Annotated in this window: 14 protein-coding genes; 10 read left to right on the top strand and 4 right to left on the bottom strand. The window is 68.0% G+C overall.

Translation table 11 applies throughout. The features are described from left to right. The 5 genes from ACW14X_RS16380 to ACW14X_RS16400 are packed head-to-tail and all read left to right on the top strand — an operon-like array spanning position 1 to position 6,245. Positions 1 to 1,443 carry an FAD-dependent oxidoreductase gene (locus ACW14X_RS16380; RefSeq protein ID WP_457162679.1) on the top strand — a complete coding sequence of 481 codons (1,443 nt, stop codon included), beginning with the start codon at positions 1 to 3 and terminating at the stop codon, positions 1,441 to 1,443. After that, positions 1,443 to 4,070 (top strand): nitrite reductase large subunit NirB, encoded by a 2,628-nt coding sequence (nirB, locus tag ACW14X_RS16385; RefSeq protein WP_457162680.1) that lies wholly within the window; start codon positions 1,443 to 1,445, stop codon positions 4,068 to 4,070. Before ACW14X_RS16380 ends, nirB begins: the two co-directional genes overlap by 1 nt. After that, positions 4,067 to 4,411, top strand: a complete 345-nt coding sequence (gene nirD, locus ACW14X_RS16390; protein ID WP_160026442.1) for a nitrite reductase small subunit NirD — start codon at positions 4,067 to 4,069, stop codon at positions 4,409 to 4,411. The genes nirB and nirD overlap by 4 nt, the downstream gene beginning before the upstream one ends. Before the next feature lie 41 nt (positions 4,412 to 4,452). Next, entirely contained in the window at positions 4,453 to 5,568 is a 1,116-nt protein-coding gene (locus ACW14X_RS16395) for a uroporphyrinogen-III synthase (protein ID WP_350838749.1), read from the top strand. Next, on the top strand, positions 5,565 to 6,245 hold the full coding sequence (locus tag ACW14X_RS16400) for a sirohydrochlorin chelatase (RefSeq protein WP_350838747.1): 681 nt from the start codon (positions 5,565 to 5,567) through the stop codon (positions 6,243 to 6,245). Before ACW14X_RS16395 ends, ACW14X_RS16400 begins: the two co-directional genes overlap by 4 nt. Positions 6,246 to 6,260: 15 nt before the next feature. Here ACW14X_RS16400 and argJ read toward each other — a convergent pair whose 3' ends face one another. Both argJ and ACW14X_RS16410 read right to left on the bottom strand, forming a co-directional pair. Then, positions 6,261 to 7,409, bottom strand: a complete 1,149-nt coding sequence (gene argJ / locus ACW14X_RS16405) for a bifunctional glutamate N-acetyltransferase/amino-acid acetyltransferase ArgJ (protein ID WP_457162681.1) — start codon at positions 7,407 to 7,409, stop codon at positions 6,261 to 6,263. A gap of 50 nt (positions 7,410 to 7,459) precedes the next feature. Beyond that, positions 7,460 to 7,921: a hypothetical protein gene (locus ACW14X_RS16410; RefSeq protein ID WP_160026446.1), complete on the bottom strand. Its 462-nt coding sequence runs from the start codon at positions 7,919 to 7,921 to the stop codon at positions 7,460 to 7,462. Between the two features lie 332 nt (positions 7,922 to 8,253). Between ACW14X_RS16410 and ACW14X_RS16415 the strand changes: the two genes are divergently transcribed. From ACW14X_RS16415 to ACW14X_RS16430, 4 genes are all read left to right on the top strand, one after another. Next, the gene (locus ACW14X_RS16415; protein ID WP_160026447.1) at positions 8,254 to 10,095 is read left to right on the top strand and encodes a phosphoenolpyruvate carboxykinase (GTP); all 1,842 of its coding nucleotides are present in this window, start codon (positions 8,254 to 8,256) and stop codon (positions 10,093 to 10,095) included. 167 nt (positions 10,096 to 10,262) lie between these two features. Beyond that, positions 10,263 to 10,637 (top strand): DUF805 domain-containing protein, encoded by a 375-nt coding sequence (locus ACW14X_RS16420; RefSeq protein WP_160026448.1) that lies wholly within the window; start codon positions 10,263 to 10,265, stop codon positions 10,635 to 10,637. Between the two features lie 59 nt (positions 10,638 to 10,696). After that, a complete protein-coding gene (locus ACW14X_RS16425) occupies positions 10,697 to 11,194 on the top strand; it encodes a PGPGW domain-containing protein (RefSeq protein ID WP_160026449.1) in 498 nt (165 codons plus the stop codon). Positions 11,195 to 11,204: 10 nt separating this feature from the next. Beyond that, the gene (locus tag ACW14X_RS16430; RefSeq protein WP_457162682.1) at positions 11,205 to 12,215 is read left to right on the top strand and encodes a hypothetical protein; all 1,011 of its coding nucleotides are present in this window, start codon (positions 11,205 to 11,207) and stop codon (positions 12,213 to 12,215) included. 133 nt (positions 12,216 to 12,348) lie between these two features. Here ACW14X_RS16430 and ACW14X_RS16435 read toward each other — a convergent pair whose 3' ends face one another. Together ACW14X_RS16435 and ACW14X_RS16440 are read right to left on the bottom strand one after the other, a co-directional pair. Further along, entirely contained in the window at positions 12,349 to 13,698 is a 1,350-nt protein-coding gene (locus tag ACW14X_RS16435; RefSeq protein ID WP_457162683.1) for a hypothetical protein, read from the bottom strand. A gap of 27 nt (positions 13,699 to 13,725) precedes the next feature. After that, the gene (locus ACW14X_RS16440) at positions 13,726 to 14,187 is read right to left on the bottom strand and encodes a hypothetical protein (protein WP_457162684.1); all 462 of its coding nucleotides are present in this window, start codon (positions 14,185 to 14,187) and stop codon (positions 13,726 to 13,728) included. Positions 14,188 to 14,461: 274 nt separating this feature from the next. On the opposite strand from ACW14X_RS16440, the gene ACW14X_RS16445 reads away from it, so the two are divergent. Further along, positions 14,462 to 14,881 carry a hypothetical protein gene (locus tag ACW14X_RS16445; RefSeq protein WP_457162685.1) on the top strand — a complete coding sequence of 140 codons (420 nt, stop codon included), beginning with the start codon at positions 14,462 to 14,464 and terminating at the stop codon, positions 14,879 to 14,881. The last annotated feature ends 87 nt before the right edge of the window (positions 14,882 to 14,968 follow it).

Genomic DNA, 14,968 nt, shown 5'->3' on the forward strand with positions numbered 1-14,968 from the left:
ATGAGCGAGCCCATGAGCGATAATCGGATCGTCGTCATCGGTGGCGGCATGGCCGCGGCCCGGCTGGTCGAGGGACTGGTCGCGCGCGGCCTCGGCCCGCAGACGACCGTGCTCGCGGAGGAGCAGCACGCTCCGTACAACCGGATCCTTCTCTCCGCCGTGCTCGAGGGCACCCACCGCCCCGGGGCGCTCGCGCTCCGCGAGAAGCAGTGGTACGCCGACCGGGGAGTCGACCTCCGCCTGAACAGCCTCGTCGTCGACATCCACCGCGACCGCCACGAGGTCGAGCTCGCCGACCGGACGACGGTTCCCTACGACGCCGTCGTGCTGGCCACCGGGGCCATCCCGACCCTGCCGCCGATCCGCGGCGTGGTGCGGATGGACGGCTCGCTGGACCCGCGGGTGCAGGCGTTCCGCAGCCTCGACGACTGCGCGCGGCTGCTCGACACTCTTCATGACCACCCGCGCAGCGCCGTGATCGTCGGCGGTGGCCTGCTCGGTCTCCAGGTCGCCCGCGCGTTGGCGGTGCGCGGCATCGAGACCGAGATCGTCGAGGGCCGCGACCACCTGCTCAGCAGCCAGGTCGACGCGTCGGCGGGCAAGGTGCTCAAGCGGTCGATGGCCAAGCTCGGCACCCAGGTCTACCTCGGCGCCCGCGCGACCAGGCTGACCGACGAGGGGCTCAAGCTCGACAACGGCTACACCCTCGAGACCGACCTGGTGGTGCTCACCGCCGGCGGCCGCCCGCGCGCCAACCTCGCCCGCCGCGCCGAGCTCACGGTCAACCGCGGCATCGTCGTCGACGACCAGCTGCGCAGCATCGACGACCCGGACGTGTACGCGATCGGCGACTGCGCCGAGCACAACGCGACCGTGACCGGCTTCGTCTCGCCGGCATGGGAGCAGGCCGGCGTCCTCGCCGACGTCCTCGCTGGCGGTCCCGCGACCTATCAGGGACACCGCGTCGTCGCCCGCCTGCGTGCCACCGACCTCGACGTCTGCGTCCTCGGCGAGCCCGAGAACGAGACCGGGGAGGTCGTCGAGATCGCCAACCCGGTCAAGGGCACCCACCGCAAGCTGGTCGTACGCGACGGCCGCATCGTCGCCGGCGCCCTCGTCGGTGACCTGAGCCGGGTCGGCCTGATCACCCAGGCCTTCGACCGGCAGACGGTGCTCGGCGAGCACGAGGCCGGTCAGCTGCTGCTGCCCGAGCCGTCCAACAGTCCGCGTCCGGAGCTCCCCGACGACGCGGAGGTGTGCGCCTGCGCCGGCGTCAGCGCCGGCCGGATCCGGGCGTGCCGGTCGCTCGAGGACGTACGCGACACCACCCGCGCCACCACCGGATGCGGTGGCTGCGCGCCGACCGTACGACAGCTCCTGGCCACCCGGCCCAGCGGCACCCAGCTCAATGAAACGCAGCTCAGCCTGGAAGGAACTACGTGATGAGCCCTCACCTCCGCAAGAAGGTCGTCGTCGTCGGCCACGGCATGGTCGGTCACCGCTTCGTGACCGCCGCCATCGAGCGCGGACTCACCGAAACCCACGACATCGTGGTCTTCGGCGAGGAGCCGCGCCCGGCGTACGACCGGGTCGCCCTCACCAGCTTCTTCGAGGTCGGCGCCGAGGCACTCTCTTTCCTCCCCTCCGGCGTCTACGAGGACCCGCGGGTCACCCTGCGCACCAGCACGAGCGTCGTCGAGATCGACATCGCCGCCCAGACGGTGATGCTCGCCGACGGCGAGGAGATGGCGTACGACGAGCTGGTCCTCGCCACCGGCGCGGCGCCGTTCGTGCCGCCGGTGCCGGGTTCGGAGCTCGGGAACGTCTTCGTCTACCGCACGATCGAGGACCTCGAGGCGATCCGCGAGGCCGCGAAGACCGCCACGACCGGGGCCGTGATCGGCGGTGGCCTGCTCGGGCTGGAGGCCGCCAACGCGCTGCACCAGCTCGGGGTCAAGACCCACGTGGTCGAGCTCGCACCGCGGCTGATGGCCGTGCAGGTCGACGACGCCGGCGGCAACACGCTCAAGCGCCACATCGAGAAGCTCGGCCTCACCGTGCACACCGGGGTGATGACCGAGTCGATCTCACCGGACTCGGTGGCCGAGGTCTCGGTCGTGGACGAGGACGAGAGCGGCGTGCTCGACGGCAAGGTCAGCGCGCTGAAGTTCAAGGACGTCGAGGAGCCGCTGCCGGTCGACATGATCGTCTTCTCCGCCGGCATCCGGCCGCGCGACGCGCTCGCCCGCGCGGCGGGCCTGGACCTGGCCGAGCGCGGCGGTGTGCTCGTCGACGAGCAGTGCCGCTCCTCGGACCCGCACGTGTGGGCGGTCGGCGAGTGCGCCGCGCCCGGCGGGAAGATGTACGGCCTGGTGGCCCCCGGCTACGACATGGCCGAGGTCGTCGCCGACGCGCTGCTCGGCGGTGCCGGTACGTTCACCGGCGCCGACATGTCGACGAAGCTCAAGCTGCTCGGTGTCGACGTCGCGAGCTTCGGTGACGCGCACGGCACCACCGACGAGTGCCTCGAGCTGACCTACTCCGACGCCGTCGCCGGTGTCTACAAGAAGCTCGTGATCAGCGAGGACGGCACCCGCCTGCTCGGCGGCGTCCTCGTCGGAGACGCCTCCGCGTACGGCCTGCTCCGCCCGATGGTCGCCTCGGGCATGACGCTTCCGGAGAACCCGGAGGAGCTGATCCTCCCCCAGTCCAGTGGCGGTGGGGGAGGAATTCAGCTTCCGCCCGAGGCGCAGATCTGCTCCTGCAACAACGTCACCCGCGGTGACATCGAGGCGGCTGTCGACAACGGCTGCGAGAGCGCGGCGGACGTCACCAAGGAGACCAAGGCCGGGTCGACCTGTGGTTCCTGCAAGGTGCAGGTGAAGAAGATCGTCGAGGACTACTTCACCGCCCAGGGCAAGACCGTCGATACGAGCCTGTGCGAGCACTTCAAGATGACCCGCGCCGAGCTCTTCGACGTGGTCCTGATCCACGGCTACAAGACCTTCGACCAGATCATCGAGGCCCACGGCACCGGCCGCGGCTGCGACCTGTGCAAGCCCGCCGTGGCGAGCATCCTGGCGAGCCAGCTCAACGGGCACGTGCTGGCCAAGGAGAACCGCAAGCTCCAGGACACCAACGACGCCTACCTGGCCAACCTCCAGAAGAACGGCTCCTACTCCGTCGTCCCGCGCATCCCCGGCGGTGAGATCACCCCGGAGGGCCTGATCGTGATCGGCGAGGTGGCCAAGGAGTTCGGCCTCTACACCAAGATCACCGGCGGCCAGCGCATCGACATGTTCGGTGCCCGGATGGAGGACCTGCCCGCGATCTGGAAGCGGCTGGTCGACGCCGGGTTCGAGTCCGGCCATGCCTATGGGAAGTCGCTCAGAACCGTGAAGTCCTGCGTCGGCTCGACCTGGTGCCGCTACGGCGTCCAGGACTCCGTCGGCCTCGCGATCATGCTCGAGACCCGCTACCGCGGGCTGCGCTCGCCGCACAAGCTCAAGGGTGGCGTCTCCGGGTGCGCCCGCGAGTGCGCTGAGGCCCGCGGCAAGGACTTCGGCGTCATCGCCACCGAGAAGGGCTGGAACCTGTACGTCGGGGGCAACGGTGGCGCCATCCCGGCCCACGCCCAGCTGCTCGCCGGTGACCTGAGCACCGAGGAGCTGGTCCGCTACCTCGACCGCTTCCTCATGTACTACGTACGCACCGCCGACCGCCTCCAGCGCACCTCGACCTGGATCGACTCCCTCGACGGCGGCCTGGACCGGGTCCGTGAGGTCGTGGTCGACGACGTCCTCGGCCTGGGCACCGAGCTCGAGGCGGCGATGGCGCGGCACACCGAGACGTACTTCGACGAGTGGAAGGCCACGCTCGAGGACCCGGAGAAGCTGCGCCGGTTCGTCTCCTTCGTCAACGCCCCCGACATCCCGGACCCCAACATCTCCTTCGGATCCACGCGCGGCCAGATCGTCCCGGAGGTCGGCGAGGAGCCGGCCGCTGTCGGCCCGGTCTCGCTCGGCGCCTCGATCCCTGTCGGAATGCCCACCATGGAGGAGTCGCGATGACCCAGACCCAGACCGTGACCTACATCGCCGTCTGTCGCCTCGACGACATCGACCCCGAGACGGGCATCGCCGCGCTGGTGCGCGGGGAGGCCGTCGCCGTCTTCCGGACCCTCGACGACCGGGTCTTCGCGCTGTCGAACTTCGACCCGTACGGCCACGCCTCGGTGCTCGCCCGCGGGATCGTCGGGACGCGTGGTGAGGTGCCGTTCGTGGCCTCGCCGCTGCTCAAGCAGCCGTTCTCGCTGGAGAGCGGTCAGTGCCTCGACGACCCATCGGTGTCGGTCGCGACCTACGAGGTCGACGTCGTCGACGGAGAGATCCGGGTCGGCGCTCGGCGATGACGAACGCGGCACAAATGATCCAGGGGACCTACGATTCCGATGTGGACAGTGGCGCGCTGAGCGGCTTCCGCGTCGGCGTGACCGCGGCGCGGAAGGCCGAGGAGCAGATCAACCTGCTCGAGAGGCGGGGAGCACACGTGGTGTGGGCCCCCGCGCTCTCTGTCGACCCCAACCGGGTCGACGCCGGCGCGCTGCGTGCCGTGACCGAGCAGATCATCGGCCAGAAGATCGACATGTTCCTGGCGACGACCGGTATCGGTACCCGCACGTGGTTCGACGCCGCGGAGGAGTGGGGACTGCTCGATCGGCTCCTGGAGACGCTTCGCGGCGCCGAGATCCTGGCCCGCGGACCGAAGTCGGTCGGTGCGATCCGGCGGCGCGGGCTGCGGGAGCTGTGGGCGCCGGAGTCGGAGGAGTTCGACGACGTCCTGGAGCATCTGCGCGGTCGCGACCTGACCGGCAAGCGGATCGTGGTGCAGGAGCACGGGCAGTCGCTGTCGATGGTCGTGCATGCGCTGACCCGGCAGGGTGCCGAGGTCATCAACGTGGTCGTCTACCGGGTCGAGTCGGCCGCCGACCCAGAGCCGATGTTCCGGCTGGTCGAGGCGCTGGCCGACGGCGAGCTGGACGCGGTCACCTTCACCTCCGCTCCCGCCGTGGCCGCGTTCATGCAGGCCGCCGGGTCGGTCGGCCTGCGCGACGAGGTCGTGGCGGCGTTCCAGGCCGATGTGGTCGCGGCCTGCGTCGGTCCGGTGACCGCCGCCGCCTTCGAGATGTGGGGCGTACCCACCATGATCCCCGACCGCTCCCGCACCGCGGCCATGGTCAAGATGCTCGAGACCGAGCTGCCGCTGCGGCGCGAGGGCCTGCTCATCGAGCTCGCCGGCGGTCATCAGCTGCTGCTCCACGGCGACGCGGTGATCCTCGACGGCGCCGAGGTGAAGCTCTCGCCGGCGCCCGCCGCGGTCCTGGGCGCTCTCGTCGCCAACCCCGGCATCGTCGTCTCCCGGCAAGCCCTGCTCGCCATGCTCCCCTCCGGCACCGCCGGCTCCGAGCACGCGGTCGAGATGGCGGTCGCCCGGCTCCGCTCGGCGCTCGGCACCAAGACCATCCAGACCGTCGTGAAGCGCGGCTACCGGCTGGCGGTGGACTCATGAGGCTCGTCGTCGTCGCCCACGGCACCCGGCAGCTGCTCGGCAACGCGGTCGCCTCGATCATCGCCAAGCGCGCCGGCCGCGTGCTGGGGATGGAGTCGAAGGCTGCGTACGTCGAGCTCTGCGAGCCGCTGCTCACCGACGTCCTGGCCGACGGCCAGCCGTCGGTCGTGGTCCCGCTGCTGCTCTCGACCGGCTACCACATCAAGGTCGACCTGCCGCAGGCCGCCGAAGGGCTGCCGGTGGCGATGGGCCGCGCGCTCGGACCGGACCCGCTGCTCGCCTCCGCGCAGGTCTCCCGGCTGGTCGCCGCGGGCGCGGTCCCCGGCCAGTCCGTCGTCCTGGTCGCCGCCGGCTCCAACGACCCGTCCGCCCGAGCCGACATCGCGGCTGCCGGTCAGATGCTGGAGAAGGCCTGGGGCGGTCCGGTCAGGGTCGCCACCGTCTCCGGCTCGGGCGCCCCGCCCATCGACCAGGTCGTACGTCCCGGCGACGCCGTCTCTCCCTACCTGCTCGCTCCCGGCTTCTTCTCCGACCTCGTCCGCTCGCGCTCCTCGGCGGCGGGTGCGGAGACCGTCGCCGACGTCATCGGCCCGCATCCCGACGTGATCGAGCTCGTCGTTCACCGCGCCGCGGCACTCCTCGCCGCCGACGACGGTGACCGGGCCGAGGTCGGCTGACCAGCGGCGGGCGGCTCAGGTGGTGTAGTCGGCGTTGATGCGGATGTAGCCGTCGGTGAGGTCGCAGCCGTACACAGTGAACTCACCCGAGGCGATGCCGAGGTCGACCTCGATGGAGACTTCATCGCCAGACAGATAAGTCGACAAATCCGCCAATAGATTTGCCGAGACCTGAGCGGGGTAGGTCTCCGTGCCGCCGAAGGCGATGCGTACGTTCTCGGGGGAGATGTCGGTCTCCTCGCGGAGCTTGCCGATGGCCATCGCGACGCGGCCCCAGTTGGGGTCGGCGCCGTGGACGGCGGTCTTGACCAGGGGCGAGTTCACGATGGCCTTGCCGACCCGCTTGGCCTGGGCGTCGTCGCGGGCGCCGCCGACCGAGACCGTGATCAGCTTGGAGGCGCCCTCGCCGTCGGAGGCGATCTTCTTCACCAGCGCGAGCGCGGCGTCGTAGAGCGCGGCCTCGAACTCGCCCAGGTCGACGGCGCCGGCCGTGCCGGAGGCGAAGATCGCAGCCGTGTCCGAGGTCGAGGTGTCGGTGTCGATCGAGACGGCGTTGTAGGTGCGGTCGACGACCCGGCGGAAGGCGGCGTCGAGCTCGGCGGCGGGCACCGCGGCGTCGGTGAAGAAGTAGGTCAGCATCGTGGCCATGTCGGGCTCGAGCATCCCGACGCCCTTGGCGATCCCGGTGATCGTCGCGTCGCCGACGGTCCGGGTCTCGATCTTGGCGATCGTGTCGGTCGTCATGATCGCCGCCGCGGCGGCGTCGAAGTCGGCGTCGCCGGCTGTCCCGGCGAGCTTCTCGAGCGCGGGCGTGAGCACGTCCATCGGGTACTGCACGCCGATCACGCCCGTCGAGGCGACCAGCAGCTCCTCAGGGCGCACGCCGACGACCTCGGCCGCCAGGCGGCGTACCTCCAGGGCGTTGGCCTCGCCCGTCGGCCCGGTCGCGACGTTGGCGTTCTTCGAGATGGTGACCATCCCACGGAACGCGGAGAGGTCGGAGGCTCGGGAGAGCAGCACCGAGGCGCCGGCGAATCGGGATCGGGTGAAGACCGCGGCGCTCGTGACCGGGCCCGAGGGGGCGGCGACGACGGCGAAGTCGTCAGCGCCCTCCTTGAGTCCGAGGTTGGCGGTGACTCCGACGAATCCGGCTGGTTGAGGCATGCGGACAGCCTAGGCTGTGTTCGATCCTTGGGGTCAGAGCGTCTTGCGCCCTATGTCCGCAACCACGCGAACGCGGCGGCTTCCAGGATCATCCAGGACCGAAGTACGCGGCCCACGAACGTGATCGCGACGAAGAGCATCAGGTTGGCCTTGAGCGTGCCGTAGACCACCGCCAGGATCGCCAGCGGCGGAAGCCCGCTGAGCGCGGCGACCGCGAGCAGCCCGCCCGCGTAGGCGGGCCGGCCCTGCGTACGTCGCTCCCACTTCTCCATCCGCTGCTGCCACTTCTCGCACGCCATCTTCTTGCGGACGAAGGGGAGTGAGGTGGTGCCGTGGCCGGCGTAGTACCAGACGACCTTGGAGCTGGTCTGGCCGATTCCCGCCACCAGCGCGAGCACCAGGGCGGAGAAGGTCAGGTTCGAGGCGGCCACCGCGAGGTAGGTCTCGAAGTTGATGACGGGGAAGAGTCCTCCGGCGAAGGAGGCGGCGAAGGTCCCGAGAATGAGGTCCATCAGGCGACCTCTGGACCGTTCGGGAATTGAAACAATTCAACGTCTGTGTGTTGGGGGATCACCCGCGAAACCTTAGATGTAATTCGTGCCACAGTGCGACATCGGCGTCACATCCACATTACGGACCACTCGCCGAAATGAGGCGATTCTCACTTAAACATGGGGGTCACAGGGGTCTCAGGACCGGCTATCGGAACATCGCCTGCAGTTGGATCGATCAATTGTCCAGGCCCGTGATCGATGACCCACTCTGGTGCACGGTACCCCGGTTGGAGGCCTCTTCAACTGGGGTAACGTGCCTGCAATCGGCGAAACTTTTGAAGGGTGTCGGAATGGTTGACGTGGACAAGGTCCTCGATGAGGCGGGGCTGACGAATCCTCATGTGCGGGAGTATGTCTCCTACTGGGCAGGGGTGACCGGAGCCGAGCAGATCGAGGTTGTCAGCGCAGCCGACGACGAGCGGCTCCTCCAGGAGTCCCTGGCAGCGGGCGAGCTTCTCCCGGTGACGGGCGGCCGCTACTACAGCCGTTCCTACAGCAAGGACACCGCGCGGTCCGAGGAGCGCACCGTGGTCGCCACCTCCAACCCGGAGGACAAGGGCGTCTACAACAACTGGAAGCCGGCCGACGAGACCGTCAAGACGCTCACCGAGCGGATGACCGGCGCCTCGGCGGGCAAGACGATGTACGTCATCCCCTACCTGATGGCTCCGGCCGGCTCGCCGCTCGAGGCGTACGCCGCGGGTGTCGAGCTCACCGACAGCCGTCCGGTCGTGCAGCAGATGATCCGGATGGCCCGCGTCGGCATCGACTACATCAACAACCTCGCCGACCCGAACTCCTTCGTCCGTGCCGTGCACGTGACCGGCGACCTGCCCAACCTCGGGCAGGGGACCGACAAGGACCAGCGGCTCTTCGCGACGGTCGCCGACCAGCGTACGATCCTCCACTTCGGCTCCTCCTACGGTGGCAACGCGCTGCTGGGCAAGATCGCCCACGGCCTGCGCCAGGCCTGCTACGACGGCCGCGCCTCCGGCAAGTTCCTGGCCGAGCAGTTCCTGCTGCTGGGCATCAAGGACAAGGAGACCGGCGAGGAGTTCCACGTCGTCGGTGGGTTCCCGTCCGCCTCCGGCAAGACCAACCTCTCGATGACGCTCTCGCCCGACGCCCTCGGTGAGCGTTACGAGGTCACCTTCTACGGCGACGACATCGCCTGGATCTGGGTCGGCGAGGACGGCAAGCTCTACGCCTTCAACCCGGAGAATGGTGTCTTCGGCGTCGCCAAGGACACCAACGAGAAGACCAACCCGGGCGCCATCCAGGCGATCCTGCCGGGCTCGGGTGCGATCTTCACCAACGTCGCCTACAACGAGAAGACCCAGGAGGTCTGGTGGGAGGGGCTCACCAAGCACCACCCGGACGACCTCGACGGCTGGATCGACTGGAAGGGCGAGCGCATCGCCGACCGGATCGACGACGAGCTGGGCGACCCCTGGGCCCACCCCAACTCCCGCTTCACGACGCCGATCTCGCAGGTCCCGAACGCGGCCCCCGACTTCGACAGCCCGGCCGGCGTGCCGGTCGACGCGATCATCTTCGGTGGCCGCACCCGTGACCGCGAGCCGCTGATCCGCGCGATCACCGACGTGGCCGAGGGCGTCTACGACGGCCTCACCCTCGGTGCCGAGGCGACCGCCGCGGCCGACGGCCTCGAGGGCGTGCTGCGCTACGACCCGATGTCGATGCGTCCGTTCCTCGCCTACGAGGAGGGCGACTACGCCCGCCACTGGCTGAAGATCATCGGCGAGGCCACCGACAAGCCGGTCTTCGCCCACGTCAACTGGTTCCAGCGTGACTCCGAGGACGGACACTTCCTGTGGCCCGGCTACCGCGAGAACGTGCGCGCGCTGCTGTGGCTGCTGCAGTTCAAGAAGGGTGAGGTCAAGGGCCAGCAGAGCCCCGTCGGCGTCATCCCGACCGAGGAAGAGCTCGACCTGCGCGGCCTCGACCTGCCGCAGAGGGACCTCGACCGGATCCTCTCCCTCGATCTGAACCGCTGGAAGCAGGAGATGGGCTTCCGCGAGGAGCACCTCAAGCAGTTCAAGCTGCCCGAGGAGATCTGGGAGGCGCACAAGCGCGTCGCTGCTGCCATCGACGAGGCCGCTCAGGCCTGATCGAGACCACAGCCAGGGGCGGCGTACGGAATTTTCTTTCCGTACGCCGCCCTTGTTGTTTCCGTCTGCTTTCGTTTCCTACGGGAAGATGAACTTTGTTCGTATCTGGAACAGATGCCCGGCCAGACATTTACGTAGCCGATGTCCCCCACCTAAGGTTCCTGCCCGTGACGATCCCCTTGAGCCAGCCGCTTCGTGCGGCCTCGATCACCGAGGCGTACGCGCGGTTCTGGAAGAAGTACGCGACATTCTCGGGTCGCGCCAGCCGCACCGAGCTGCTCTGGCCGATGCTCGTGAACCTTCTGATGCTCATCGTCCTCGTACTGGCGCGGGACGAGGTGGTGAGCCTCGTGATCGGTCTCTACGGACTGGTGGCGTTCGTGCCGACCATCGCGCTCGGTGCGCGGCGGCTGCATGACATCAACCGCTCTGGGTGGTGGCAGCTGATCCTGGTCGTACCCGTGATCGGTGACATCGTCCTCGCAGTGCTCTGGTTGACCTTCCCGAGCCCCGAGGGCGTCAAGTACGACCTGGCCGCATGAGCGGTCGTAAGATTCCCCTAGTTGTTCTCGGGGTTGTCCCGGAATGGCAGGCTATTGGCATGAAGTCCCTCGCAGGAGCCGCAGCGAAGCGGCTCGCCTACGAGACCGTTGGGTGGCTGCTCGTGGTCGCCGGTATCGCCGCGATGGTGTTGCCGGGTCCGGGGCTGTTGATGCTCTTCGGTGGGCTGGCTGTGCTCTCTCGCCAGTACGCCTGGGCTCGCCGCTACGTCGAGCCGGTCCGCCTCCGCGCCCTGCGCGGGGCTGCCGAGGGCGTCGAGACCTGGCCGCGGATCGTGGCCTCGACCCTCGGGGCGCTCTCCATCGGTGCGGTCGGCGTCGTCTTCCTGATCAACCCGCCTGCGCCCCACTGGTGGCCCCTCGAGGCGTCCTTCTGGCTCCTCGGCGGCGACTGGACCGGTGTCACCCTCTTGGGGTCGTGCATCATCGCCCTCGCCATCCTGGGCTACTCCTACCGCCGCTTCCACGGCCACCCCGACGCCCGTCACCAGCTCGACGAGGACATCGAGCACACGGGTGAGATGAACAAGGTCGCCTAACGTTTGCTCCATGAACTCTCGGGGCATGTTCGCCGGTTGCGTGATCGCTGCTGTGCTCGCCGTGACCGTTGGCTGCGGGAACCCTCCTCAGAAGGCGTTCGACGGTAAGACCCTCGCCATCGGTCAGACACTTGTCGAGAGATACGACCCGACTGCCGATCGTCCGCTCTCGGTGTACGTGCCCAGCGGCGCCCTGATGCTCCGGCTCCAGGATCAGGCGTCCTATCTCGACGACGGTTCGGAATACACCTTCGACGACATCGAGGCTGCCGACGGAGCCGAACTGATCGGCATCGAGTGGGAGATGGACGACCTCTTCGTCTATCCGGGAGATGTCGGTGAGGCGCTCATGGCGACGTACCAGACCGATCTCACCGAGCAGGCGACCAGCGGCGGGATGGGCCTGGTGCGCCTGACGGTCGTCGCTGACGGCCACCGCATTCGGTTGCCGAGTGACGAGCCGACGGACAAGCGGTCCCACGCGGTCGTCGGCGTGCCAGCGGGCTCGTCCCCGACTTTGGAGGTCGACTACGACGGCGAGACGCAGGTTGTCGATCTCGTGACCGGCGACGTCGAACCAGGAAGAGCCGACCCGCTTGAGGCACTCGCCGGGCAGCCGACCAAGGATTCGTGGCAACGCGGTGAGCGCGTCCGCTGCCCCGCTGAGGGTCAACCAGACCTGGCCGAGGTCGGCTTCACGTGTGGTGCGAGTCCTGCGTTGGAGCTGCCCTACGTACGTGGACTCGGCTGGGCCGATGAAGCCAACCCGTACATCCTGTTGGATCTCGATCTGAGTGTCGCGGGAGTCAGCCAGAGCGAGGCTGGCGTGCGCCATCTCGTGGTCACGCTGGACGGCGACACGGCGGTGAGGACGATCAACTACGGCTGGGGCGACATCCTCGTCTTCAGCGCCAAACCGAACTCGCATCACCAGATCCGGATCAAGGGCAGGCTTGCTCCGAGCGCTGGCGGTGCCATCGTCGACAAGGAGCTGGACGTCCAGACCTGGCGTCTTCGGTGAGACCTCTCATTACAGGGGCGAACGAAAATTCGTTCGTCCCCGTAGTCCCCTGGACAACATGGACCGCCGGCCTCATCCACGATCTTGCGGTGTGTGGACAAGGCCGGCGATTCAGCTGCGAATGTTCGTCCGACTAGGGCTTGCGGCCGTTCTTGTCGGCGCTGGAGGCGTCGTCCTGTGGTGCGTTCGGAGTCCAGCCCCGGGACGCATTGGGGTCCAGGACGTCGCTCGCGGTCTCGGTCCAGTCGTCGGTGTAGTCGGCCTGCCAGTCCTGGTTCTGGCCGTTCCTCTTGTCGTCCTTCTTGCCGCCGCGGCCGCCGGCCCCGCCGGCTCCACCGCGTCCGCCACGGCTCCCCGCTCCCGTCGGACCGCCTCGGGCGCCACGCCCACCAGCGCCACGGGCACCTGCCCCGGCACCGGCGCCTCGTGCACCTGCCCCAGCTCCGCGTGCGCCAGCGCCGGCTCCACTACCCGCGCGAGCACCGGCAGCGCCGGCCCTGGCGGCTGCAGACCTCGACGTCGCGCTGGCAGTCGCTGCCTTCGCAGAAGCTCCGGAGGCGAACTTGTTGGCAAGCGCCTTGGCCACACCAGCACCGAGCAGAGCCCCTCCGCCACCGATCGCGAGCGCGGCCATGCCACTCGTCCCGCCCCCAAGCGGGGCCAGCCCGTCAGCCGTCTCGACCATCGCGTACGACGTCGAGGGCGCCGGCGACCCGTCGGCGTTGACCCATTGGGTGCCGTTCCACTCGGGCGTGTTCTCAGCCTTCGCCGCCTCGATGTTCGCCTTCTCCTGGGCGATCAGCTCGTGGCCCCAGCCTTCGGGGTAGAGCGTGCCGGAGTTGTACTTCGCCATCCGAGCGCGGGATGCCGCGATGGCGCTGTATGAGCCAGGAGACGACGGGGCAGTCGGGGCGCTACCGCGCTCCGCGTTGGGGTCGTCGGTGATCTCGCGGACCGGCGGCTCAGCGGTGTAGTTGTCGTTGTCTACCACTTGGATCTGCTGGGCAGCCGCCGCTTCCGCGTCGGCGATTGCCTGCTCGCGGGCAGCGTGAGCTGCGCGGTCGGCTTGGAGAGCCTTCTGATTCTGGACAGCTTGGGCGGAGTCGACTCCGGTGCCGGTCTGCGCGTACTTCGGGTCTGAGGGGTCGGGTGCCGGGCCATGGTTGGTGGGGAGGGATGCCTCGAGTCGGGCGAGCTTCTCCTTGGCGGTGCGGGTCGTTCCCTGAGCCTGACTGAGCGCTTGGACGGCTGCTTCCAGTTGGCGGACCTTGTGGCTCAACTTCAGGGCCGAGTCCGTAAACGCCTTCTTGGCAGCCTCCGTGGTGCGTGACGTCTCCTCGAATGCCTTCGGCACATTGGTGGCCGCCGTGTCGAGGTCCTCTGCTACGCGGCGCAGCGTTCTTGCTGCGTCTTCCCAGTCCTTCAGGCGAGCCTCGACATCGTCGGGATTCGCCTTGGCAACGTACTCCTTGAGTACAGTCATCATCCCGCCTTTGACTGCAGACATCGATCAGCCCTCCCGGTTCTGGCCGTATTCGGAGCGGGACGCGATCTCCTCCAGCGTCTCGCCAGGTATCGGAAAGAACGGGAGTGGAATATCCGGAAGATTGAGACGCTCGTCCTTCGTCAAGTTCTCGAAGAACGGCTTGTCGATCAGGTCGGCTCCCGTGTCCAACTTGAGGATCGCTGCAGCTGAATCTTCGTCAGCGTTCTTGATTGCGCGTACAGCATCATCGAGAGCATCGACGAAATTGACGAGAGCCTCGTTGGTCTCAGAAAGGGTCGAGTTGATCCGATCGGTCGCCCGGTTCATCAGCTTCTCAAGCCGATCGGCGGTGTCACTCCCTCCGAGGGATCCGGCTGCAGGCTTGTCCACGTGGACCTTGTAGACCTCATCCTTCGCCTCCATGAGGACGTCTTTGATCCTGTTGACCAGAGTCTCATCGACTCCGGTGGACTTTGATCCTGGCATTTCGGCCTCCCCCGAGTGTGTGCAAGCGGTGGGCAAAGTCTAGACACCCTTCCCGCTGATCGTCACGGTCAATGACTAGCGTGATTGAGCCACTATCCTCTCCGACATGACTGGATCTCGGACTCGCGTGTCCCGACGCCTCGCCCTGACCGCCGTGTCGGTCGTGACCGGACTCGTGCTCTGCTCGTGCGGTGGAGGAACGGACGACCCGACCGAACCTGGGACGGCGTCCACCCCAGCTAGCCCCGATGCCACTGAGTCTGAGACCACGCCCGTGACAGCTGAAGTCGATGGGGCTCAGCTCTCTGCTCCGGCTGGTTGGACGGTCGTGATGGAGGATGGCAGCCCAGTGATCGGAGCGCCCGAGGATGCCGACGGATACTCGCCTGGCTTCGGTATCGTCGATGCAGGCACGACCCTCGCGGCGGATACAGATGAGCTGGCAACAACCGCCCTCAAGATTCTTAAAGGCTCCAAGCCAGACGCGACGCGCCTCCCCGACGTCAAGTACGGCGGCGTCACCTTTTACCACCTGCGTAGCACGAACGACGTCAACTCGTATGACGAGTACGGCGCGGTCATCGGGGACTCTGACGCGAGTGTGGCGTGGACGTTCATCAACGACTTCGCGAGCCGCGAGCAGATGGATGAGCTGATCAATCAGGTCATGCCGTCGTTCAAGTTCGAGGGCTGATCGATATCAGCCCGCTTAGCGATGGGCCTCACGGAGGGTGACTGAACGGCCTCAGTAGGCAAGCGCCGAGTCCAAGGATCTGATGTC

The organism is Nocardioides sp. YJ-D4, from assembly GCF_054031495.1.